This window comes from Acidovorax sp. SRI_002 (assembly GCF_057586455.1).
In genome coordinates, this window is sequence record NZ_JBYCZW010000007.1 from 159,594 (window position 1) to 180,876 (window position 21,283).

General features: G+C 64.7%; 20 protein-coding genes. 14 read left to right on the forward strand and 6 right to left on the reverse strand.

The window, feature by feature from the left end; genetic code table 11:
* Positions 1 to 9 precede the first annotated feature (9 nt).
* The 3 genes from AC2YJX_RS20030 to AC2YJX_RS20040 form a co-directional block, all read right to left on the reverse strand.
* The gene (locus tag AC2YJX_RS20030; protein WP_055393880.1) at positions 10 to 813 is read right to left on the reverse strand and encodes a sulfite exporter TauE/SafE family protein; all 804 of its coding nucleotides are present in this window, start codon (positions 811 to 813) and stop codon (positions 10 to 12) included.
* 112 nt (positions 814 to 925) lie between these two features.
* On the reverse strand, positions 926 to 2,896 hold the full coding sequence (gene mnmC / locus AC2YJX_RS20035; protein WP_487257070.1) for a bifunctional tRNA (5-methylaminomethyl-2-thiouridine)(34)-methyltransferase MnmC2/FAD-dependent 5-carboxymethylaminomethyl-2-thiouridine(34) oxidoreductase MnmC1: 1,971 nt from the start codon (positions 2,894 to 2,896) through the stop codon (positions 926 to 928).
* Between the two features lie 89 nt (positions 2,897 to 2,985).
* Positions 2,986 to 3,258 carry an oxidative damage protection protein gene (locus AC2YJX_RS20040; protein ID WP_487257071.1) on the reverse strand — a complete coding sequence of 91 codons (273 nt, stop codon included), beginning with the start codon at positions 3,256 to 3,258 and terminating at the stop codon, positions 2,986 to 2,988.
* Positions 3,259 to 3,416: 158 nt separating this feature from the next.
* Between AC2YJX_RS20040 and AC2YJX_RS20045 the strand changes: the two genes are divergently transcribed.
* The 11 genes from AC2YJX_RS20045 (at position 3,417) to AC2YJX_RS20095 (ending at position 13,412) form a co-directional block, all read left to right on the forward strand.
* Positions 3,417 to 4,439, forward strand: a complete 1,023-nt coding sequence (locus AC2YJX_RS20045) for a sulfate ABC transporter substrate-binding protein (RefSeq protein WP_121506678.1) — start codon at positions 3,417 to 3,419, stop codon at positions 4,437 to 4,439.
* A 113-nt stretch (positions 4,440 to 4,552) separates the two neighbouring features.
* Positions 4,553 to 5,143: an NADPH-dependent FMN reductase gene (ssuE, locus tag AC2YJX_RS20050; protein ID WP_121506677.1), complete on the forward strand. Its 591-nt coding sequence runs from the start codon at positions 4,553 to 4,555 to the stop codon at positions 5,141 to 5,143.
* Positions 5,144 to 5,323: 180 nt separating this feature from the next.
* Positions 5,324 to 6,292 (forward strand): sulfonate ABC transporter substrate-binding protein, encoded by a 969-nt coding sequence (locus AC2YJX_RS20055; protein ID WP_487257072.1) that lies wholly within the window; start codon positions 5,324 to 5,326, stop codon positions 6,290 to 6,292.
* A 26-nt stretch (positions 6,293 to 6,318) separates the two neighbouring features.
* The gene (locus AC2YJX_RS20060; protein ID WP_487257073.1) at positions 6,319 to 7,338 is read left to right on the forward strand and encodes a sulfonate ABC transporter substrate-binding protein; all 1,020 of its coding nucleotides are present in this window, start codon (positions 6,319 to 6,321) and stop codon (positions 7,336 to 7,338) included.
* Positions 7,339 to 7,390: 52 nt separating this feature from the next.
* A complete protein-coding gene (gene ssuD, locus AC2YJX_RS20065; RefSeq protein ID WP_487257074.1) occupies positions 7,391 to 8,569 on the forward strand; it encodes an FMNH2-dependent alkanesulfonate monooxygenase in 1,179 nt (392 codons plus the stop codon).
* Positions 8,570 to 8,593: 24 nt separating this feature from the next.
* Positions 8,594 to 9,457, forward strand: a complete 864-nt coding sequence (gene ssuC / locus AC2YJX_RS20070) for an aliphatic sulfonate ABC transporter permease SsuC (RefSeq protein ID WP_487257075.1) — start codon at positions 8,594 to 8,596, stop codon at positions 9,455 to 9,457.
* Positions 9,458 to 9,644: 187 nt separating this feature from the next.
* Positions 9,645 to 10,454, forward strand: coding sequence for an ATP-binding cassette domain-containing protein (locus tag AC2YJX_RS20075; protein ID WP_487257076.1), 810 nt, complete (start codon positions 9,645 to 9,647; stop codon positions 10,452 to 10,454).
* 75 nt (positions 10,455 to 10,529) lie between these two features.
* Complete coding sequence (locus AC2YJX_RS20080) at positions 10,530 to 10,745, forward strand: TOBE domain-containing protein (RefSeq protein WP_055393898.1); 216 nt, start codon at positions 10,530 to 10,532, stop codon at positions 10,743 to 10,745.
* 250 nt (positions 10,746 to 10,995) lie between these two features.
* A complete protein-coding gene (locus tag AC2YJX_RS20085; protein ID WP_353848481.1) occupies positions 10,996 to 11,310 on the forward strand; it encodes a GNAT family N-acetyltransferase in 315 nt (104 codons plus the stop codon).
* 562 nt (positions 11,311 to 11,872) lie between these two features.
* Positions 11,873 to 12,283 (forward strand): GreA/GreB family elongation factor, encoded by a 411-nt coding sequence (locus AC2YJX_RS20090; protein ID WP_487257077.1) that lies wholly within the window; start codon positions 11,873 to 11,875, stop codon positions 12,281 to 12,283.
* 136 nt (positions 12,284 to 12,419) lie between these two features.
* Positions 12,420 to 13,412 carry a universal stress protein gene (locus AC2YJX_RS20095; protein ID WP_487257078.1) on the forward strand — a complete coding sequence of 331 codons (993 nt, stop codon included), beginning with the start codon at positions 12,420 to 12,422 and terminating at the stop codon, positions 13,410 to 13,412.
* Here AC2YJX_RS20095 and AC2YJX_RS20100 read toward each other — a convergent pair.
* Positions 13,381 to 14,715, reverse strand: a complete 1,335-nt coding sequence (locus AC2YJX_RS20100; protein ID WP_487257079.1) for an aminotransferase-like domain-containing protein — start codon at positions 14,713 to 14,715, stop codon at positions 13,381 to 13,383. The two genes, AC2YJX_RS20095 and AC2YJX_RS20100, sit on opposite strands and share 32 nt — an antisense overlap.
* Before the next feature lie 133 nt (positions 14,716 to 14,848).
* Here AC2YJX_RS20100 and AC2YJX_RS20105 point away from each other — a divergent pair, with 133 nt between their 5' ends.
* Positions 14,849 to 15,460 carry a DJ-1/PfpI family protein gene (locus AC2YJX_RS20105; RefSeq protein WP_487257080.1) on the forward strand — a complete coding sequence of 204 codons (612 nt, stop codon included), beginning with the start codon at positions 14,849 to 14,851 and terminating at the stop codon, positions 15,458 to 15,460.
* A 102-nt stretch (positions 15,461 to 15,562) separates the two neighbouring features.
* On the opposite strand, the gene AC2YJX_RS20110 is transcribed toward AC2YJX_RS20105, so the two are convergent.
* Positions 15,563 to 17,167: a methyl-accepting chemotaxis protein gene (locus AC2YJX_RS20110; protein ID WP_487257081.1), complete on the reverse strand. Its 1,605-nt coding sequence runs from the start codon at positions 17,165 to 17,167 to the stop codon at positions 15,563 to 15,565.
* Positions 17,168 to 17,431: 264 nt separating this feature from the next.
* Here AC2YJX_RS20110 and AC2YJX_RS20115 point away from each other — a divergent pair, with 264 nt between their 5' ends.
* Positions 17,432 to 18,562, forward strand: a complete 1,131-nt coding sequence (locus tag AC2YJX_RS20115; protein ID WP_487257082.1) for a sensor histidine kinase — start codon at positions 17,432 to 17,434, stop codon at positions 18,560 to 18,562.
* Between the two features lie 37 nt (positions 18,563 to 18,599).
* Here AC2YJX_RS20115 and AC2YJX_RS20120 read toward each other — a convergent pair whose 3' ends face one another.
* Positions 18,600 to 19,286: a response regulator transcription factor gene (locus AC2YJX_RS20120; protein WP_436130068.1), complete on the reverse strand. Its 687-nt coding sequence runs from the start codon at positions 19,284 to 19,286 to the stop codon at positions 18,600 to 18,602.
* 213 nt (positions 19,287 to 19,499) lie between these two features.
* Between AC2YJX_RS20120 and AC2YJX_RS20125 the strand changes: the two genes are divergently transcribed.
* Positions 19,500 to 21,218 carry a methyl-accepting chemotaxis protein gene (locus tag AC2YJX_RS20125; RefSeq protein WP_487257083.1) on the forward strand — a complete coding sequence of 573 codons (1,719 nt, stop codon included), beginning with the start codon at positions 19,500 to 19,502 and terminating at the stop codon, positions 21,216 to 21,218.
* Positions 21,219 to 21,283: the final 65 nt, after the last annotated feature.

Below are 21,283 nucleotides of genomic sequence, written 5' to 3' on the forward strand. Positions count from 1 at the left end.
GCGTGCAACTCAAATCAAGATCAGTTTGAAGCCCGCCCAGGCGAGCAACAGCGAGAGGATGGAGCGAATCAGGCGCTCGGGCGTGCGGGTCACCAGGCGCGAGCCCAGCCAGATGCCCGGCAGCGAGCCAGCCAGCAATTGTGCAAGCAAAGGCCAGTCCACCGAGCCCAGCGAGGCGTGGCCGAGGCCCGCCACCAAGGTCAGGGGCACGGCATACGCAATGTCGGCGCCAATGATGCGCGGCAGGGGCAGCATGGGGTAGACCAGCAGCAACACCGTGACGCCAATGGCGCCCGCGCCCACCGAGGTAAAGGTGACCAGCGTACCGATGACGGCACCCATCAGCACAGGCAGGCTCCAGTGGCGAGGGCGTGTGGGGTCGCCCGTGTGGCTCTTGCGGGCTGCGGCTTCGGCCGCCTGGCGCTGGGCAGAAAACGCCACCACCTTATAGAGCGTGGCCGCTGCCGTCAGCAGCAGGGCAAAACCCAGGGTGGTGGTCATCACACGCTGCGCGGTGCTGCTGGCCGGGCCCATCACCTTGAGCGCCCACAGCGCCAGCAACGCGGCCGGAATGCTGCCTGCGCAAAGCTGGCCCACCACTTTCCAAGGCACCAGGCGCTGGCGGGCCAGGCTGACGGTGCCGCCCATCTTGGTGAAGGCCGCGAACAGCAGGTCGGTGCCCACGGCCATGTGGGGCTTGATGCCAAAGAAGAAAATCAGGATCGGCGTCATCAGCGAGCCACCGCCCACGCCGGTCAGGCCCACAATCAGCCCGACCGCAAAGCCCGCAAAAACAAACGCCAATTCATGCATGGGTGCGAATGTAGGGGAGAGGCTTATGGAAGCAAACTATTGTTTCGCTCTGCTGATATGTCAATTTGCTTATAAGCAAGTGTGGGCGCGGTTTTTTACGCGTTTTCGGCGTTTACAGACGCTCGGTACCCAGCGCCCTGGCCAGCTTGGCGTCCAGCGGCAGGGGTTCGCCTTGCAGGCGGGCTGCCAGCAACTCGCCACAGAGCAGCGCCAGCGTCAGCCCCCGCGCGCCCATGGCGGTGTTGACCCACAGGCCCGGAAGGTCCGTGGCGTCCACAGGGCCGACGATGGGCAGGCGATCCGGTGCGGTGCAGCGCACGGCGGCCCAGGTTTTCAGGGCAGGCGGCGCTGCTAGCCCCCCTTCGGGTTCTGACGCTGCGGTGGGGGGAGCGAGCGACCCTTGGTGGAACGCGGGCGCCAATTGCGGTGCAATTGCGGGCAGCAGTGCCTGCAACTTGCCCCAGTTGGTGGCATGGGCTGCCTGAACGTCGGCGGCGCTGGGCGGCAGGGCCTGCACATCCCGCTCAAACGTGGAGCCCATTACCCAACCCCAGCCCTGGCGGCCACCCGCATCGCCGCCGAGCGGAAAGCGGGGCACCAGGTTGCCGTTGCCGTTGGCCGGAAACGGCAGCAGCGGCGCCGCAGGGTCTGCATGGTCCCCCCACGACACCTGCCCCCGAACCGGCTGCAAAGGCCAGCGGTGGTTGAGCAGCTCCAGACTGCCAGCGCCCGCCGCAATGACCACTGTGGGTGCCTCGGCCAGCACCTGGCCCTGGGCGTCCAGCGCCTGCCAGACCGTGGTGGCCGGGTGGTCATCGGCGGCGGGGGGCTCTGCGCGTCGTAGCTGTGCCACCTGGCACCTCCCTTGCCAGCGTATGCCGGGCTGCGCCAGCAAGGCCGTGGCCAGGCGGGCAGGGCGCACCCAGCCTGCCTGGTGGTGCCAGCAGGCCGTGGCATCGGGCGGTAGCTGAGCGGCAGCCAGGGCGGCGGGGGACGCAGGCTCGCTCCAGGCGGCGCCTGGCCCTTGGTCCCAATCGGGCGACAGGCCGGGCGTGCCATCGGTGCGATGCTCCAGCACGCCGCAAGGGTCCCAGTCCACGCCCTCGCTCAGCAGCCAGCGGGCCTGCTCCAGCGTGGTGCGGATGCCGCTGCGCGACAGGCGCGACAGCACGCTGTCGTCGGGCGACACATGGGGCGCAAACACCCCGGCAGGCAGGGCCGATGCGCCTGCGGCGGGCTCGGGGGCCTGGTCCAGCACTGTGACCTGCCAGCCGCGCCGGGCCAGGCTGGCGGCGGTGGCGGCGCCTGCAATGCCGCCGCCGATCACGATGCAGGGGCCGGGCAGGGCGGGCTCGGGCGTGGCCACAGGCTGGCGCGTGGTGCGCGGCTCCCAGCGTGGGTTGTAGGTGGCGTGCAGGTTGTCGCGCTTGGGCGGCACGCCGGGCACGCGGTTCACTTCAAAGCCACATTGCGCCAGGGCATCGCGCACGGCGCGTGCGATGGTCCACGTGGCGAGCTGTGTACCGCGCCGGCAGCAGCGCGCCACGGCTTTCAGGGTGTGCGGGTCCCAGATCTCGGGGTTGCGCTGGGGGCTGAAGCCGTCGAGGTAGACGGCATCTACCACCAGGTTTTGCTGGCGCAGCATGGCCTGGGTGTCGCCCACATACAGGGTGAGCAGCACCCGGCCGTCATCAAAACGCAGGCGGTGCACGCCCGGCAGCAGGCCCCACCACTGGCGGTGCAATGCCTCAGCCAGCGGCGCCAGCTCGGGGTGGACCGAGGTGGCTCGCAGCAGGTCGCCGGCACTCACGGGCCAGGCTTCTGTCGATACGAAGTGCAGCAGCGTGGGCCGCGCGGGGTCGGCCCGCCAGGCGGCCCAGGTCACCAGGAAGTTCAGGCCAAAGCCAAACCCGGTCTCCAGAATGCGCCATTGCGGCTGCCCCGCCCAGGCGTCGGGCAAACCACAGCCGTGCAGAAACACCCGGCGGGCCTGGGTGAGGCCGCCGTTTTCGCTGTGGTAGCGGTCGCCGAAGCGGGGGCTGTAGGGGGTGCCGTCCGGCAGCCACTCGATGGGTTCAGTCATGAGAACGGCAAAAGGCCGGCGTGGCGCCGGCCTGTTGGAAAGGGAAGGCGGTTTTTACCGCGAACCGCTCCAGGGTGCGTTGCGCTGCGTCACGCGCCAAGCGGGACATATCCCGCCGCAGCGTCAGCGCCGCCGCCAAAGAAATGGTTTTCCATCTGGCGCGCCAGGTACTGGCGGGCGCGCGCATCGGCCAGGTTCAGGCGGTTTTCATTGACCAGCATGGTCTGGTGCTTGAGCCAGCCAGCCCAGGCTTCCTTGCTCACGCTTTCCCAGATGCGTTTGCCCAGTTCGCCGGGGTAGGGGGGGAAGTCGAGGCCTTCGGCTTCCTTGCCGAGCTTGATGCATTGAACGGTGCGTGCCATGGGAATTCCTTGTAGTGGGGGCGAGCGAAAAAGGCTTCGCTCAGATGATTTGGATATTAAGAACTGAAATCTCAGTAGTTCCAGTTTTGAAGAGGGCCTTCCAGAATGCGTTCCATCGGTGATTTGCACCGCAACACATTCACAAAAGAGGCCCTCCCATGAACTTTCGCCGCGACTTTATCAAGTTTCCCTTCGCCGCCGCCCTGGTGGGCAGTTTGGCCCTGACGGCATTGCCGTCGTTTGCACAGTCTGTGACGCTGCTCAATGTGTCGTACGACCCGACCCGCGAGCTGTACGTGGAGTTCAACCAGGCGTTTGCCAAGCACTGGAAGGCCAAGACCGGCCAGGACGTGACCATCAAGCAAAGCCACGGCGGCTCGGGCAAGCAGGCACGCTCCATCATCGACGGGCTGGACGCCGACGTGGCCACGCTGGCCCTGGCGGGCGACACCGATGCGCTGCACACCAACGGCGGCTGGATTCCCAAGGACTGGCAAAAGCGCCTGCCACACAACAGCTCGCCCTACACCTCGACCATCGTGCTGGTGGTGCGCCAGGGCAACCCCAAGGGCATCAAGGACTGGGACGACCTGGTGCGCGCCGATGTGAAGGTGATCACGCCCAACCCCAAGACCTCGGGCGGCGCGCGCTGGAACTACCTGGCCGCGTGGGAATTCGCCAAGCGCAAGTACGGTGGCGACGCCAAGGCCAAGGACTTCGTGGCCAAGCTGTATGGCAACGTGCCCGTGCTGGACACCGGCGCGCGTGGCTCCACCATCACCTTCGCTCAGCGCAACCAGGGCGACGTGCTGATCGCCTGGGAGAACGAGGCCTACCTGCTCGAAAAGGAGTTCGGCACCAAGTTCGACGTGATCGCGCCTTCGATCTCCATCCTGGCCGAACCCGCCGTGTCGGTGGTGGACAAGAACGTGGACAAGAAGGGCACCCGTGCCGTGGCCGAGGCCTATCTGCAGTACCTCTACACAGAAGAAGGCCAGGACATTGCGGGCAAGCACTTCTACCGCCCCGCCGTGTCTGACAAAGCCAAGGCCAAGTACGCCAAGCAGTTCCCCAAGCTGAACCTGTTCACCATCAACGACGCGTTCGGTGGCTGGGACAAGGCGGCCAAGGACCACTTTGCGGACAACGCGAGCTTTGACCAGATCTACACGCGGAAATAAGTTCACCCCGAAGCGGCCTGCGGCCGCCTCCCCTCAAGGGGCGCCACCCCTGGCCCGGCAAAGCCGGATCCACGGTGGCGCTGGTATTGCCACGCCCTCTGGAATCGCATCACATGTCAGCCCTTCTCATCGCCGGTAGCCCCTCCGAGCGTTCCCGCTCCGCCGCCTTGCTGGATGCCGTGGCCCAGCGCCTTTCGGTGCGCGGTGCGCTGGTGGACCGCATCCACATCCGCGACCTCTCGCCCCAGGCGCTGCTGCTGGCCGACTTTGGCCACCCCACGGTGGTGCATGCCATCGACCAGGTGGCCGATGCCAGCGTGCTGGTGGTGGCCACCCCGGTCTACAAGGCGGCCTACAGCGGCGTGCTCAAGGTGTTTCTGGACCTGCTGCCGCAAACGGCCCTCAAGGGCAAGGTCGTGCTGCCCCTGGCCACGGGCGGCAGCCCGCACCACATGCTGGCGCTCGACTACGCGCTGCGGCCCGTGCTGCAGTCGCTGGGCGCCAAAAGCATCCTCCCGGGCATTTACGCCACCGATGCCCAGGTCACGCTGACGCCCGAGGGCAGCTACCACCTGCAGCCCGACATCGCCACGCGGCTGGACGACGCGGTAAATGTGCTCGTGACCGAAACCCTGCGCCCATCGCCCGCCCAGGCCACGCGGTTTGCGCCGGTTCCGTTCTCGCAGGTGCGATGTAGCGTCTGACAACGGCCTGGCGCTGCGGCCCTGCCGTGGTGCCAGCGCCAGCCTTTCTCCCCCTTCGTCCTCTTTATTTTGATTTTGTTGCTGCGCCGGGTGCGCGGGCAGGGCGGTGTGCCGCCTGCTGCCAACCCAACCCAGCCCGGTCGCCCATCCCACAACTGTTTTGAATCTGGAATCCGCACCATGAACGAACTGAACCGCTTTTCCCTGCAACGCCGCCAACTGCTGGCTGCGGTTGCTGCCAGCACCGCAACAGTCGCAACGCCCCAGGCCTGGTCGCAAAACGCTGGCCGCGTGCTGCGCGTGGGCCACCAAAAGGGCTGGCTCTCCATCCTCAAGGGCCGTGGCACGCTCGAAAAGCGCCTGGCCCCGCTGGGTGTGAAGGTGACCTGGACCGAGTTCAACGCGGGCCCCGTTCAGCTCGAAGCCCTCAATGTCGGCTCCATCGACTTCGGCGACGTGGGCGAGGCCCCGCCCATCTTTGCCCAGGCCGCTGGCGCGCCGCTGGTCTATGCCGGTGCCACCGTGCCGCGCCCCGCACTGGAGGCGGTCATCGTTCCCAGCGGTTCGCCCATCCGCAGCGTGGCCGACCTCAAAGGCAAACGCGTGGCCTACAACAAGGGCTCCAACGTGCAGTACTTCCTGGTCAAGCTGCTGGAGAAGCACGGCCTGAAATACGGCGACGTGCAATCCATCTTCCTGGCCCCGGCCGACGCGCGGGCCGCGTTTGAACGCGGCGCGATCGATGCCTGGATCATCTGGGACCCCTTCCTCGCCGCAGCACAAAAGCAGCTCGATGCGCGCCTGCTGGCCGACGCCACGGGCGTGGTGAACAACCGCGCCTATTACTTCACCTCGCGCGACTTCGCCACCAGGAACGCCGACGTGCTGCGCATTGCCATCGAAGAAGTCAACACCATCGACACCTGGGCCTCCAAAAACAAGGAGGCCGCGGCGGCCGAGCTGTCGGTCGTGCTGGGCCTGGACAAATCCATCACCGACCTGTACCTGAGCCGCGCCCGCTTCGGCACCGCGCCCGTCACGCGCGAGATCCTGGCTGAGCAGCAGGCGATTGCCGACACCTTCTTCGACCTCAAGCTCATCCCCAAAAAACTCAACCTGCTACACGCCGCGCCGGTGGATCTGCTGTGACCCGGGCCACGAAAGGACACATCGCCATGACCCACCCCACCATCAACTCCGAGCGCCGCCGCGCACTGCAGCTGCTGGGCGTTACCGCTTTCAGCTGGGCGCTGGCCAGCCGCTATGCCCACGCGCAAAGCGCCGTCGTGCAAGGGCCTGAGCAACTGCGCATTGGTTATCAGAAGTCGGCCGTCAACCTCGTCATCCTGAAGCAGCAGGGCGTGCTGGAAAAACGCTTTCCAGGCGCGCGAATCAGCTGGCTGGAGTTCCCGGCCGGGCCGCAGCTGCTGGAGGCGCTGTCGGTCGGCAGCCTCGAATTCGGCCTGACTGGCGACTCGCCCCCCGTGTTTGCCCAGGCCGCTGGCAAAGACCTGCTGTACGTCGGCGCCGAGCCGCCCAAGCCCGATAGCTCGGCGTTGCTGGTACTCAACGATTCGCCCCTGCGCAAGCTGGCCGATCTCAAGGGCCGCCGCATTGCCGTGCAAAAGGGCAGCAGCGCCCACTACCTGCTGGTGCGCGCAGTCGAAAAGGCAGGGCTGCAGTGGGCCGACATCCAGCCCGTGTACCTGGCCCCGGCCGACGCGCGCGCCGCGTTCGAGCGAAAAAGCGTGGACGCCTGGGCCATCTGGGACCCGTTCTACGCCGCCACCGAGCTGGCCATCCAGCCCCGCGTGCTGGCCACGGGGCGCGACCTGGCCAGCAGCAACAACTCCTTCTACCTGGCGGCCCGCCCCTTCGTGCAGGCCCATCCCCAGGTACTGCGCGTGCTGTTTGAAGAACTAAGCCGCGCCGACCGCTTGGCGCAAGAGGCGCGCAAGGACGCGATCAAGCTCATTGCCGACTTCAGCGGCCTGGACGTTGGCGTGGTGAGCCTGTTCATCCAGCGCCGTCCGTCGTCACCCGTGGGCCTGCTCAGCACCGCCACCGTGGCTGACCAGCAGCGTGTGGCCGATGCGTTTTTCAAGCTCGGCCTGATTCCCAAGCCTGTGAACGTGGCCGACATCGTGTGGCGACCTGCGGCTGCGCAACTGGCCGCTGCCACCTCCAAGCCCTGAGTCACCTCCGCCACATCCACCGCATCCAACCCATATCTATTCCGAGGCATTCATGAAAATTTTCTGGTTCATCCCCACCCACGGCGACAGCCGCTACCTGGGCACCGCCAAAGGCGCGCGCCAGCTCAACCACGACTACTTGAAGCAAGTAGCAGTGGCGGCTGACAGCCTGGGCTACGAAGGCGTGCTCATCCCCACTGGCCGCTCGTGCGAGGACCCGTGGGTGGTGGCGGCCAGCCTGCTGCCCGTCACGCGCAACCTCAAGTTTCTTGTGGCCGTGCGCCCTGGCCTGCACCAGCCCGCGCTGGCTGCGCGCATGGCGGCCACGTTCGATCGCCTGTCCGGCGGGCGCCTGCTCATCAACCTGGTCACAGGCGGCGACCAGGCCGAGCTGGAGGGCGACGGCGTGTTCCTGGACCACGCCACGCGCTACGAACAGTCGGCCGAGTTCATCCGCATCTGGCGCGAGATTCTGGCGCGCAGCCACCGGGGCGAGAGCCTGGACTTTGAAGGCCAGCACCTCTCGGTGAAAGGGGCCAAGCTGCTCTTTCCGCCGCTGCAGCAGCCCCACCCGCCCGTGTACTTTGGCGGCTCGTCGCCCGCCGCACACGACCTGGCGGCCGAGCAGGTCGAGACCTACCTGACCTGGGGCGAGCCACCGGCGGAAGTCGCCAAGAAAGTGGCCGACGTGCGTGCGCGCGCTGCAAAACATGGCCGCACAGTGAAGTTCGGCATCCGCCTGCACGTCATCGTGCGCGAGACCGATGAGCAGGCCTGGGCCGCTGCCGAAGAACTCATCAGCCATGTGGCCGACGACACCGTGGTGCGCGCCCAGGCCGTGTTTGCGCGCATGGACTCCGAAGGCCAGCGCCGCATGGCCGCCTTGCACGCTGGTGGTGCCAAGCGCAGCCGCAAGGACCTGGAAATCAGCCCCAATCTGTGGGCCGGCGTGGGCTTGGTGCGTGGCGGTGCAGGCACCGCCCTGGTGGGCGACCCGCAGACCGTGGCTGCGCGCATTGAGGAATACGCAGCGCTGGGGCTGGACACCTTTGTGCTGTCGGGCTATCCGCACCTGGACGAGGCCTACCGCTTTGCCGAGCTGGTGTTCCCGCTGCTGCCCCTGCCGCTGCGCAACCAGCTGGCCAGCGGCAATCCCTTGTTTGGCAACCCGCTGGGCCCGTTTGGCGAAACCGTGGCCAATGACTTTGTGCCGCGCGCGTCGCAAAGCTGACTTGTCCCCGAACCGGAACTCTCCATGACACACACCGCAAGAGAACTGCAGGTATCCCCGGTGGCCGACGCCGTGGACCTGCCCATCGAAGGGCCGTTTTTGCCCGCACCCGTGGCCCGCTTTCTCGCCAGCGTCGCACAGCGCCTCTTGCCCTGGGCCGTGCCCATCGGCCTCATCGCGCTGTGGCAAATCGCATCGTCACAGGGCTGGTTGTCTACCCGCGTGTTGCCTGCACCGCTCGAGGTCGTCAAGGCCGCGTGGACGCTGGCCGCTTCGGGCGAGCTGTGGACCCACGTCCAGGTCAGCGCGGGCCGCGCGCTGGCCGGGCTTGCCGTTGGCGGCGGCCTGGGTCTGGCGCTGGGCCTGCTCACCGGCTCGGTCAAGCTGTTCGAAACGCTGCTCGACTCCACCATCCAGATGGTGCGCAACATCCCTGCGTTGGCGCTGATCCCGCTGGTGATCCTGTGGTTCGGCATCGACGAATCGGCCAAGCTGTTCCTCATCAGCGTGTCGGTGTTCTTCCCCATCTACCTCAACACCTTTCACGGCATCCGCAATGTGGATCCGGGGCTGATCGAGATGGGCCGCACCTATGGCCTTGGCCGCTGGCAGCTCTACCGGCTGATCATCCTGCCCGGGGCGCTCTCCAGCATCCTGGTGGGGCTGCGCTTCTCGCTCGGTTTGATGTGGGTGATCCTGATCGTGGCCGAGACCATCTCGGCGCAGGCGGGCATCGGCTACCTCACGATGAACGCGCGGGAGTTCCTGCAGACCGACATCGTGCTCGTGGGCATCCTGCTGTATGCGCTGCTGGGCAAGCTGGCCGACGTCTTCGCCAAGGGGTTGGAGCGCTACTGGCTGAGGTGGCATCCCGGATACCAGGCGTGACACCCCCTGAGGCGCTGCGCGCCTTCCCCCCGCTCTCGCTTCGCGGGCAGGGGGACGACGCACTCGCTGCGGTGCGGCTCTTGCTCTGCGTCCCTCGCATGGGGCCACGCCCTCAGCAAGGTCCTGTGTCAGATTACTCACATTTTTATAGCTGCTAGCGATTGATATATAAGCGCGGGAGGCCATTTTGACCACTAATACATCTCCACAACCCCAAGGCGTGCGCCTGGAAGTGCGCGGCGTGGACAAACGCTACGGCACGCGCGACGTGCTCAAGAAGACCGAACTGGTCATCGAACCCGGCCAGTTCGTCGCCATTGTGGGCCGCAGCGGCTGCGGCAAGAGCACACTGCTGCGCCTGGTGGCGGGGCTTGAACCTGTCTCCGGCGGCGCGATCCGCCTCGATGGCCAGGACGTTGCAGGCCTGAGCGGTGACACCCGCATCATGTTTCAGGACTCGCGCCTCTTGCCCTGGAAGCGCGTGCAGGACAACGTGGCCTTGGGCCTGCCGCCCGCGCAGCGTGGCGCAGCCGCCGACGTGCTGGCCCGCGTGGGCCTGGGTGATCGGTTGACCGAGTGGCCCGCGCGCCTGTCCGGCGGTCAGCGCCAACGCGTGGCCCTGGCGCGTGCGCTGGTGCACGACCCGCGCCTGCTGCTGCTCGATGAACCATTGGGCGCGCTGGATGCGCTCACCCGCATAGAGATGCACCGCCTCATCGAAGGCCTGTGGCGCAGCAGCGGCTTCACCGCGCTGCTGGTCACCCACGACGTGCAAGAGGCCGTGGCCCTGGCCGACCGTGTGATCCTGATCGAAGACGGCCAGATCGCGCTGGACCAGCGCATCGACCTGCCACGCCCGCGTGCACATGGCGACGCCGCGTTTGCCGCCATCGAGAAACGCATCCTCGACCGGGTGCTGCAAAAGCCCGAGGGGGAGCCTGCGCACGAGGTTTCCTGGCCCGGCGTGCCTGCGCATGGCTTGCGCTGGGCGGTCTGATTTCTCTCTCTCTTTTCGTTTGCTTGTTTTTCTTTCTCTGACCTCTTTTTCAACGGACTATTCAAGGAGAACCCCATGTCCATTCAAGCCATCAACGTACGCAACCAGTTCAAGGGCAAGGTCCGCGAAATCATTCGCGGCGACGTCGTCTCCGAGGTCGATGTCGAGACGCCCTGGGGCGTTGTCACCTCGGTCATCACCACCCGCTCGGTGGACGACCTGGGCCTCATCGTCGGTTCCGACGTGGTCGCGCTGGTCAAGTCCACGGAGGTGTCGATTGCCAAGCTGTGAGACAGCTTTGGGACAGAAAATTTGAATGAAATTCGGCTCCAGCGCTTGGTGGGTAAGCGCTGGAAGCTATAAAAACGAGAGTTTTCCTGAGACGCGCTTACATTTGGTAGACGCTATTCGCTTGAGCAAATACATGATGCTGCGTATCACTACGAACAAGTCAGAACTCGATGTCTCGCTGATTCACGAGTTCCTCAGTAAGCACTCCAGTTGGGCCTGAGGGATTCCTCGCCCTCTTGTTCAGCGGGCGATTGACAATTCCCTTTGCTTCGGCGGGTTCGTTGGCGATAGGCAAGTGGCTTTTGCGCGAGTTGTCTCTGATTTAGCCACCTTCGCAAACCTTTTGGATGCTTTCGTCTTGCCTGGCCACAGAGGTAACGGATACAGCAAGGCCATCCTGGGTCCCGTCTTGGCGGACCTGCACTTGCAAGATCTTCGGCGCTTCAGTCTGGCGACGGGTCACGCACATGGTCTGTATGCGCAATTCGGCTTCACACCTCCGCTGAAGCCGCAATCTCTGATGGAGCGGTATTGCCCGAGCATCTACCACGGCAATACGCAATAACCAGGTTTTTTGGCTCTGGAAAGGACCTAGCACACCGTGTTGAGATCCTCCTGGCCGGGAGGCTGCGACCGTGGTCCGCGAGGCCTGCTGTCGACATAGGCAACACAGGCAACCATCAGCTGCGCGGCGAGGTACTGTCGCAGCACGATGCCCTCCGTGACACGACACACCCGTTGGAGATATGGTTCGAATAGAGCCCCAGCGATTGATGGGTAATCGCTAGCAGCTATCAAAAAATGAGTATTCTGCGCCTGCTATCTGGCAAGAACCCTGGGGCCATTCAGCCCAAAACCGCCTACGCGGCTTAGACTCAGCCGCATGACGACTCTCCTTCTTTGCACTTTTGCCGCCTTGGCTGCGCTGCTCCACGCAGCGGCTGTCGCGCGAGCGGCAGCAAAGAAGAATGCGCGTCGTCAGCTGACGCCAGCACATTCATAAGCCCGGCGGCACCCTCTCTCCCCATCCTCTTTCAGCGCAACCATCCACCGCCGGGCACCAGCCTCGCGCGGTAGCGGCCGTCTTGTTCACACGGGGCGACAGCCGCATTTGATGGAGTGCTTTCATGCATGAAGCTGTTGTTGTCGTTCACGGCGAGCGCACGCTCACCGACCTGGACTATTCGCGCCTGACCAAGCTGGTGGGCCACCAGCTCCCCGCTGTTCTTGACGATCTGCTTGCCAATGCAGACATCACCAACTCGCGCGCCGTGTCGGCCAACGTGGTCACCATGTATTCCCGCGTGGAACTGGTGGACGTGCACACCCACCGGCGCCAGGTGCTCACCATTTGCTACCCGCAAGACGCAGAACCGGCTGCGGGTTTCATTTCGGTGCTGTCGCCCGTGGGCATCAGCCTGCTGGGCCTGAAGGTGGGGGATGTTGCCACGTGGCACACGCCGCATGGCGAAGAGTGCGCGGCCGTTGTCGAAGGCATTCAGTTCCAGCCTGAGGCCACGGGCGACTACGTCACGTAGTCGTCTGCCCCGCAGCAACCCGTCTGCGGCCCACCAGGGGCCGCGCTCAGCAGCATCACCGCCGCCAGCCCGGCGCCACCTTGCATTGGCGCTTCGGGATAGGTGCGCGCTGTGCAAAACAGAAGGACCTTCAACTATGACCCCTCGCTCCATCCTCGCCATCACTGATTTCTCTCTGCAGGGAGGCCATGCCATCGCGCGCGCTGCGCTGCTGTGCGCTGAGCACCGTGCAACTCTGAGGCTCGTCTATTTGGCCCCACCCGCTGAGGCACCCCCGCCGGACGCAGGCGTGCGCCTGTCGCACCATGCGCTGCAACTTCGGCAGCGCCACGGCATCCACGTTCACGCGGCAACGCGCATCGACTTCACCGCTGCGGATGTGGCGCGCGAGGCGGCGGGCGCCGACCTGGTGGTGTGGGGCACGGCGCCGTTGCGTGGCCTGCGCGCCTGGTTCACCGCGCATCCCGCCATCCAGATGCTGCGTGCCTGTCAGCGCCCTGTGATCGTGGTGCGCAATCCTGCCGACCAGCCTTACCAAACTTTGATGGTGGCGGTGGACTTCTCGCGGGTGTCGCACCGTCTGGTCGAGCTGGCTTTTGCGCTGCATCCCACCGCGCGGGTTGAGCTGTTCCATGCGATCAGCACCGCCAACGAGGGCAAGCTGCGGTATGCCGAAGTGTCTGAACGCACCATTCAGATCTACCGGGAGGAATGCCGCCGCCATGCGCAAGACCGGATGTTCACACTGACCGATTCGTACGACGCACGGCGCAACCGGCTGTCGTCTTCCATCGGGCGAGGCGATCCAGCCCGGCAGGTGGTGGTGCAGCAGCAGAACACGGCAGCGGACCTCATCGTGGTGGGCAAGCACCCGGCGTCCAGGCTCTCTGACCTGCTGTTCGAGAGCGTGGCGCAACGCGTCGTGCGCGATGCGCTCGCGGATGTGCTGGTGGTGCCGAACGACTTTCAACCGGCGTCACGTGGCTCGGCGGTACAGCGCCTGGCCACCGATCTGCCGGTGCGCCGCGTCAAGGCGGGTTCGCCGCGTTTGCCGAGTTATCCCAACCCGGCCGCGCTACCGGACTCCTTGCGCCTGTTCACGAACAGTCCTGCACCACCACATCCTTGACCACGGCCAGCGCCCGGGCCAGGTCTTCAAGCGCCACCGACCCCAGCGCGATGCGCAGCGCGTGGGGCACATGGGTGGTGGTGGCAAACCCTTCGGCGGTCGACACGGACACTCCGCGTTCTGCCAGGGTGGCGGCGATGCGGTCGGCCCGTTGGTCGTCGCCCAGCGGCAGCCAGATGAAGTAGGAGTTCGGGTGCCGTACCAATTTCAACCCCGCCAGCGCCCGGGTGGCAATGGCCTGGCGCTGCGCGGTGTCTGCGCGTTTGTCGGCCTCCAGCCGGGCCACGGTGCCGTCTTCGATCCAGCCGCAGGCGATGGCGGTGATGACTCCGGCCGTGTTCCAGGCGGTGGCACGCACGGCGCGTTCGATGGGGCCGATCAGTTCGCGCGATGTGGCCACAAAGCCAAACCGCAAGCCCGTGGCCACGTTCTTGGACAGGCTGGAGAGGTACACCGTGCGCTCGGGTGCCAGCGCCGCGATGGGGGGCGGCGCCTCGGGCGCAAGGTAGGCATAGGGTGCGTCTTCGATCACCAGCAGGTCGTGTGCACGCGCAATGCCCACCAGGCGCTTGCGGGCGCGGGCGCCCATCACGCAGCCCAGCGGGTTGTGCAGGGTGGGCATGGTGTAGATGGCACGCACGGGCCGGGTGTCGCACAGGCGCTGCAAGGCGTCCAGGTCGGTGCCAGCGGGGCCCACGGGCACCGAGGTCAGGTCCAGCCGCAGGCGTTCGGCCAAAACCCGAAAGCCGGGGTAGGTGAGAGCGTCTACCGCCACGACGTCGCCGGGGTTGAGCAGGCCCATGGCCGCCACAGCCATGCCGTGCTGCGCGCCGTTGACGATGAGCACCTGCTCGCCCGTCACTTGCAGCTGGCGCGTCTTCAGGTGCCCGGCCACGATGGCGCGTTCATGCGGCCGGCCGCCGTAGGGGTGGTAGTGCAGCAGCGATTCCAGGTCGCCGGAGGCGGCCAGCTTGCGCAGGGCATCCCGCAGCAGGTCTGCCTGACCCGGCACGCTGGGGTTGTTGAACGAGAGGTCTGCGGCGCTGGGCGCGGGCGTGGTGAGGTCGGCGTCGGCACCGCGCGGGGAGGCGGGGTCGCGCACAAAGGTGCCGCGCCCGGTTTCGCCCACCACCAGGCCGATGGCCTCCAGCTCGGCATACACGCGGCTGGCCGTGGCCAGCGCCAGTCCATGCCGCTGGGCCAGTGCGCGGTGGGTGGGCAGGCGTGTGCCCGGCCGCAGCTGCCCCGCGCGGATGTCCGACGCCAGTGCGTCCACCACTTGCTTGTACCGAACCTGGCCCATGGCGTTGTGCCCCTGCGTTGAAACGTATCTATGACAATTTTTTGATTGTATTGAATGCTGTCGATAGGATGCGCTTCGCACATTCCGTGCCTCATTCACTCTCCTTTCCGCTACAGAACAGGACTCCACCGCCATGCGCATCGCCATCCTGACCTTCGACGGTTTCAACGAACTCGACTCCCTGATTGCCCTGGGCCTGCTCAACCGGGTGAAGAAACCGGGGTGGGAGGTGTCGCTGTGCTGCCCTACAGACCAGGTGCGTTCCATGAACGGCGTGACGGTGCAGGCCCAGTCGCTGCTGCCCTATGCGCGGTCAGCCGATGCCGTGCTGGTGGGCAGCGGCGTGAAGACGCGTGAGGCGGTGCAGGACGCCGCCCTGATGGCGGAGCTCGACTTCGATCCGGCGCGCCAGTTGCTGGGCGCCCAGTGTTCGGGGGCTTTGATCCTGGCCAAGTTGGGGCTGCTTGACGGCGTGCCGGCCTGCACCGACCTGACCACGAAACCCTGGGTGCAAGAGGCTGGTGTCACCGTGCTGAACCAGCCTTTCTTTGCCAAGGGAAACGTGGCCACGGCGGGCGGGTGCCTGTCGGCGCAGTACCTGGCCGCCTGGTTGATCGCGAGGCTGGCAGGGCCCGAGGCCGCCCGCGAGGTCATCCACTACTTTGCCCCGGTGGGCGAGAAGGAGGAATATGTCGCCCGCGCCCTGGGACATATCGAAAACCAGGGTGCCACAACGAGCTGCTGATCCGCGCGCGCACCTGCAAAAGGCATAGCTCAGGCCTGCAGCGTGCTGCAAGCCCCTCGGTGGCGCTGGGTGGCGGCTAGAGGCGCTGGGTAGGCGCAGTCTTTACGCCGCACTCAGGGCCAAGGCCGGGACGCGGCCGCGCATCCCGCCACCGCCACCCCCATGGCCCGGCAGCGTGAATACCGCCACGGCGTTCACCAGATCCTGTGCCTGGGTGCGCATGTTGTTGGCGGCGGCGGCCATTTCTTCGACCAGCGCTGCGTTTTGCTGGGTGGCCTGGTCGATCTGGCTGACCGCTTCGCCGATCTGGGTGACGCCGGTGCTTTGTTCGCTGCTGGCGGCGGTGATCTCGCCCACGATGCCGGTGACGCTGCGGATGGAGTTGACCACTTCGGTCATGGTGGCACCGGCTTTGTCCACCTGTGCGGTGCCACGTGCCACACGCTCCACGCTGGTGGAGATCAGGAGCTTGATTTCCTTGGCCGCGTCGGCCGAACGGCCAGCCAGGTTGCGCACCTCGCTGGCCACCACGGCAAAGCCCCGGCCTTGTTCGCCGGCTCGGGCGGCTTCCACGGCCGCGTTCAGCGCCAGGATATTCGTCTGAAAGGCAATGCCGTCGATCACGCCAATGATGTCGGCGATTTTCTGGGAACTTTCGTGGATGCCCTTCATGGTCTGCACCACCTCGGCCACCATGGCACCGCCTTCGGCCGCCACCGTGCTGGCGCTCAAGGCCAGCCGGTTGGCCTGGAGGGCATGGTCTGCGTTTTGTCGCACCGTGCTGCTCAGTTGCTCGGTGGAGGCGGCGGTTTCCTGTAGCGCGCTGGCCTGGTGTTCGGTGCGGTTGCTCAGGTCCAGATTGCCCTGGGCGATCTCGGTGCTGGCGTTGGCCACGCTGTCGGAGGTCTGGCGCACACTTGCCACCACGTTGGACAGGCTGGCCTGCATGGCCCCCAGGGCCTTCATCACGGCTGCCACCTCGTCCTTGCCGCTGGTGTCGATGGGCTGGCTCAGGTCGCCGTGGGCCACCGCATCGGCCACTTGTCCGGCCCGCTGCAGCGGCCGGGTGATGCCACGCACCAGGGCCAGGCCAAAGAGTGCGGCAAACAGCACGCCGAGGGCGATCGAGCCAATCACGATCCAGCGGATGGTGCCAAACCGCTGCACGGCAACGTAGTACTCGTCCCGGGCTTCCTTTTGGGTCAGGGCCAGCAGCGCGCCCATGTCGCTGCCTATGGGGTCGTACAGGCCATCGAACTTCCGCACCACCAACACCCGCGCCGTGGCCACGTCGGCGTCCTTCAGCGCTGCCAGCGCGGGGGCCAGCCCCTCTTTCATGATCTTCTGGCGCTGCTCGCCAATGGCCTGCACGTACTTCTGCCGTTCGGGGCTCATGGCGGTGGCCAGCAAAGCCTCCCAGGCCTGGTCGCTCTTGCCGATGTTGGCCTCTGCCTCTTCAATGGCCTTGGCCACTTTCTCCGGTGCTGGCGACAGCAGCGCGTTGGATACCAATTGCCGATTGCGGGTGGTCAGGTAGCGAAAGTCGGCCACCGCCCGCTGGGCCTGCATGCGGTTCTGGTACATCGACTCCATCGCCGCGTTGGACCTGGCGATGCCAAACAGGCCGATGGCCCCCAGCGCCACGAGCAGGGCAGAGAGCACGCCCACCAGCACCAGCAGTCTCGTGAATATCTTGAAATTTCTCATGCACGGTCCCTCTTGCCGTTTGTGTCACTGAGTATTCAGAATACCGTGCGAGGCACCCCCGTTTGGCTTGAAACAGCGTCGAAAACGGTGGATTTCAGGGTAAATCGGGGTGTGTTTTTTGGACGCGTGCGATTGCCGTTTCGGCATCCCTGCGGTGCGCGTACTGGCTCTTCATCAGCGCGTAGAGACGGGACTGTCAAGACCTATCGGGTTCTGATTGAGGTCAGAATGGGCACATCCACAGTCCTCCATTTCAGTACCACGATGTCCGACCTTGACCCTGATGCCCAGCACCATATGCGCCTATTGGTGGACCAGGTTCCGTCGATGCTCGCGTATTGGGACAGCCAATTGATGTGCCGGTTCGCCAATCAGGCCTACGAGCGATGGTTTGGCGTATGCCGCGAGAAGCTGCTGGGCACCTCCATTCGCGATCTGCTGGGCCCGGAGTTGTTCGCGAAAAACGAGCCTTACATTCGCGGAGCGCTGGCGGGCAAACGGCAGATATTCGAGCGGATCGTACCGGGGCCAGGGGGTGTGCAGAGAAACAGCTTGGCGGAGTACATCCCGCATATCGTCGATGGAGTCGTGCAGGGTTTCATGGTGCAGGTCACCGAACTGACCGAGCTGAAGCAAATCCAGGAAGCCCTGCGCCGGGAACAGGAGCAGCGTGCACAGATCGAAAAGCATGCCGCCGAGGTGGAGGTGCTGCTGCGGGAACGCACGGAAATGCTTTATGTTCTTGCCCACGAAGTGAGGCAACCGCTGAACAACGCCTCCGCCGCAATGCAGAGCGCTCAGGCCGAGATGCGTGGTGCGGGCATGGGGGGCGCGTCGGAGCGGGTTGTGCAAGCCCAAGCCGTCATCGGCCAAGTGTTGACCAGCATCGACAACACCCTTGCCGTCGCCTCGCTGCTGGCGCGGCCGGACTCCATTGCGCTGGATGACACGGACATTGACACGTGGATTCGCATCGTCATCGCGGATTTGCCCGAAAGCGAACGCAACCGCATCCAGGTGCTCAGGGAGACGACCACACGGACGGTGGTCATGGACATGAGCCTGATGCGACTGGCCCTGCGCAACGTATTGTCAAACGCGTTGAAGTTCAGCCCCAACGGGTCGAAGGTGGTGGTGCGAGTGGCTGATTCAGATGAGCCTTTGGCTTTGATCGTGGATGTGACCGACACGGGGCCGGGCTTTTCTTCAGAGCTACGGGACAAACTCTTCACGCGCGGCGCACGAGGCGATCACAAGAATGCTGGCCATGGACTGGGCCTTTACATCGCCCGGCAGGTTATGCAGTTGCACGGCAGCACCGTCGAAGTCATAGGTACGGCGGCTGAAGGGACCACCCTGAGGTTGACCATCCACCAATCGGAGATGAGCGAATAGCGCAGTCACGCAGTCACGCAGTCAGGTAGTAAGGCAGTCACATCATGCGCAGTGGAGCGCGAAAAACGTAGCCCACCCCGGATTTGGTTTGTAGGGGTACGGCTCCTGGCGTCGCACGCTCGATGCGCCGACGAAGCCGAAAAATGGTGCCGTTCAGCCCCCCGGATGCCTCAAAGTCTGCGGTCTTGCCCAGTTGGGCGAGCAAGGTCTCGCGGGGCACAACCTCTCCGTTGGCTTTGACGAAGCACTCGATCAGGGTTCGGTCCACATCGCTCAGGTCCACCACGGCACCATCGGGTGCAATCAATTGACCAACGCGTCCGTCCAGCCGCCACATGCTTTGAATGGGATCAATGGCGCTGGCCCGCCGTTGCACGGCTTCTATGGCCAGCGCGACCTGCTCGAACACCACAGGTTTTGTCAGATACATATCCGCTCCGGCGCGAATGACTTCCTTGAAGGTATCCGCCGAGGCGCGTCCTGAAACGACCAGAACCCCTGCATTGGTGCGCATGCGCAGGACTTTGATCAACTCCGTTCCGTCAATGCCGGGCAGCATCAGGTCGGCAATGTAGAAGTTGAAACCGTAGGGATCTGGGTGCGCGAGGAAGTCGCGGCCATCAGCGAACGTACTCACGACGATCCCCTCGCCGCGCAAATAGCCGGCTAGGCCATCCACATACACCTGGTCGTCATCGATCAGGGTCAGGGTTTTGGGAAACATGCATCAAAGAAAGGGAGCGGGAGGGGCAGTTTAACCACAGCGTAGTGCATCGATGAGACGCAATATTTTCTTATTGCAAATAAATTTGCGGCATGCAAACAAATTTGATTCAAAATGTGTTGTCCGTTTTCCGTTGAATCTGTGGCAAGGGCCGTTGGATCAATCAACTCCCTGGTCGAGTAACGAACTACTGCTGTCCCCGCGAAGAGAAAAATGAAAAACCTCTCCATCAAGAAGCTCCTCTCGCTGGCGTTCGGTGCGCTTGCACTGCTGGTACTGGTCGTCAGCTTGTTTGCCCTACACGGGTTGAGCGGTGCCAACGACCGTTTCTCTGGCTATGTTCATGGCGCTGCGGAACGCGAGAGCCTGGCCACCGACGTGCGTACTCTCGCCAACCGCCGCGCCATCGGCGTGCGGGACATGGTCCTCGTCAAGAAGGATTCCGACCGCCAGTCAGCCAAGTCCATGGCTGTCAACGCCCATGCACAGCTCCAGGTAACGCTCAAGTCGCTGAACGATGCAGTTTCAGGCGCTGCAGACGCCAATGAGCGCGAGCGTGCTCTGGTCAGCGCCATCGGAAAGATTGAATCCCAATATGGCCCCGTGGCAGTGGCTATCGTGGAACTGGCGGCTTCAGGCAAGCAAGATGAAGCCGTGGACAAAATGAACAACGAGTGCCGACCGCTGCTGGAGGCGCTGTTGACGGCTGTAGGTGACTACATCCGCTACAGCGGCGAACAGGCGAAGCTCAATGTCGAGTCATCTGCCATCGCATATGTCTCCCAACGCACCATGCTGGTTGTCATCAGCGCCTTTGCTGTTTTGCTGGCTGTGGTCCTTGGCTGGCTGATTCCTCGGCGTTTGGCGACCTCGCTCGGTGCGGAGCCGGGTGAACTCAGCGATGTGGCCAAACGGGTGGCCCAAGGGGATCTCAGCCCCGTGCATGGCGCTGATGCCGCACCCAGTGGTAGCGTGTTGGCGTCCATGGGCGCCATGCAGGGTCAGCTGGTGGGATTGATAGGACAGGTTCGCAGCTCGGCCGATAGCATCGCCACGGCCAGCGCCCAGATCGCGGAGGGCAACAACGATCTCTCGGGGCGCACCGAACAGCAGGCTTCGGCACTCGAAGAGACAGCGGCTTCGATGGAGGAGCTCAGCTCGACCGTCAAACAGAACGCCGACAACGCCTATCAGGCGGACCAGTTGGCTCAGAGTGCCAGCGCTGTCGCCATCGATGGGGGCGCAGTCGTGAGCGAGGTGGTCGCCACCATGAAGGACATCAACGAAAGCTCCAAGAGGATCGCCGACATCATCAGCGTCATTGATGGCATCGCCTTTCAGACCAACATCCTTGCGTTGAACGCTGCTGTTGAAGCGGCGCGTGCTGGCGACCAAGGTCGGGGTTTCGCGGTTGTGGCCGCTGAAGTGCGCAACCTTGCGGGGCGCTCTGCGCAAGCAGCCAAAGAGATCAAGGACCTCATCAGTGCCAGTGTGGAGCGCGTTGAGGCGGGCACGGTTCTTGTGGACAAAGCCGGTGCGACGATGACGGAGGTTGTGGGCTCCATCAAGCGTGTTACGGACATCATGGGAGAAATCAGCTCGGCGAGCAAAGAGCAAAGTGCAGGCGTTGCGCAGATTGGCGACGCGGTGAGCCAGATGGACCAGGCGACCCAGCAGAACGCAGCCCTGGTCGAAGAAAGCGCCGCAGCCGCAGACAGCATGAGGGTGCAGGCGCAACAGTTGGTGGAGGCCGTGGCCGTGTTCAAGCTGTCTGACCAACGCGCAAGTGTTGCTGGCCCAAGCATCGCCACCGCACAAGCCCGAACTGCATTGGGCTCCTCGGTCAAGAAGACGTCGCACTCGGTAAAACCCGCGTTGGCCCGTACCGTCCGGCTAGGGACAACGCCCAAAACGGAAAACGGCTGGAAATAGGCCCTGGAGCAATAGTACCCAGTGCCCAGAAATGCAGGAATGACTGAGACGGGACCAGCGACCGG

Bases quoted from the DNA above. Each gene is read 5' to 3' on its own strand.
- AC2YJX_RS20080 (WP_055393898.1), top strand. From the start codon at position 10,530: ATGTCCATTCAAGCCATCAACGTACGCAACCAGTTCAAGGGCAAGGTC.
- AC2YJX_RS20045 (WP_121506678.1), top strand. From the start codon at position 3,417: ATGAACTTTCGCCGCGACTTTATCAAGTTTCCCTTCGCCGCCGCCCTG.
- AC2YJX_RS20095 (WP_487257078.1), top strand. From the start codon at position 12,420: ATGACCCCTCGCTCCATCCTCGCCATCACTGATTTCTCTCTGCAGGGA.
- AC2YJX_RS20055 (WP_487257072.1), top strand. From the start codon at position 5,324: ATGAACGAACTGAACCGCTTTTCCCTGCAACGCCGCCAACTGCTGGCT.
- AC2YJX_RS20030 (WP_055393880.1), bottom strand. From the start codon at position 813: ATGCATGAATTGGCGTTTGTTTTTGCGGGCTTTGCGGTCGGGCTGATT.
- AC2YJX_RS20120 (WP_436130068.1), bottom strand. From the start codon at position 19,286: ATGTTTCCCAAAACCCTGACCCTGATCGATGACGACCAGGTGTATGTG.
- mnmC (WP_487257070.1), bottom strand. From the start codon at position 2,896: ATGACTGAACCCATCGAGTGGCTGCCGGACGGCACCCCCTACAGCCCC.
- AC2YJX_RS20040 (WP_487257071.1), bottom strand. From the start codon at position 3,258: ATGGCACGCACCGTTCAATGCATCAAGCTCGGCAAGGAAGCCGAAGGC.
- ssuE (WP_121506677.1), top strand. From the start codon at position 4,553: ATGTCAGCCCTTCTCATCGCCGGTAGCCCCTCCGAGCGTTCCCGCTCC.
- ssuD (WP_487257074.1), top strand. From the start codon at position 7,391: ATGAAAATTTTCTGGTTCATCCCCACCCACGGCGACAGCCGCTACCTG.
- AC2YJX_RS20060 (WP_487257073.1), top strand. From the start codon at position 6,319: ATGACCCACCCCACCATCAACTCCGAGCGCCGCCGCGCACTGCAGCTG.
- AC2YJX_RS20100 (WP_487257079.1), bottom strand. From the start codon at position 14,715: ATGGGCCAGGTTCGGTACAAGCAAGTGGTGGACGCACTGGCGTCGGAC.
- AC2YJX_RS20115 (WP_487257082.1), top strand. From the start codon at position 17,432: ATGTCCGACCTTGACCCTGATGCCCAGCACCATATGCGCCTATTGGTG.
- AC2YJX_RS20105 (WP_487257080.1), top strand. From the start codon at position 14,849: ATGCGCATCGCCATCCTGACCTTCGACGGTTTCAACGAACTCGACTCC.
- AC2YJX_RS20090 (WP_487257077.1), top strand. From the start codon at position 11,873: ATGCATGAAGCTGTTGTTGTCGTTCACGGCGAGCGCACGCTCACCGAC.
- AC2YJX_RS20110 (WP_487257081.1), bottom strand. From the start codon at position 17,167: ATGAGAAATTTCAAGATATTCACGAGACTGCTGGTGCTGGTGGGCGTG.
- ssuC (WP_487257075.1), top strand. From the start codon at position 8,594: ATGACACACACCGCAAGAGAACTGCAGGTATCCCCGGTGGCCGACGCC.
- AC2YJX_RS20125 (WP_487257083.1), top strand. From the start codon at position 19,500: ATGAAAAACCTCTCCATCAAGAAGCTCCTCTCGCTGGCGTTCGGTGCG.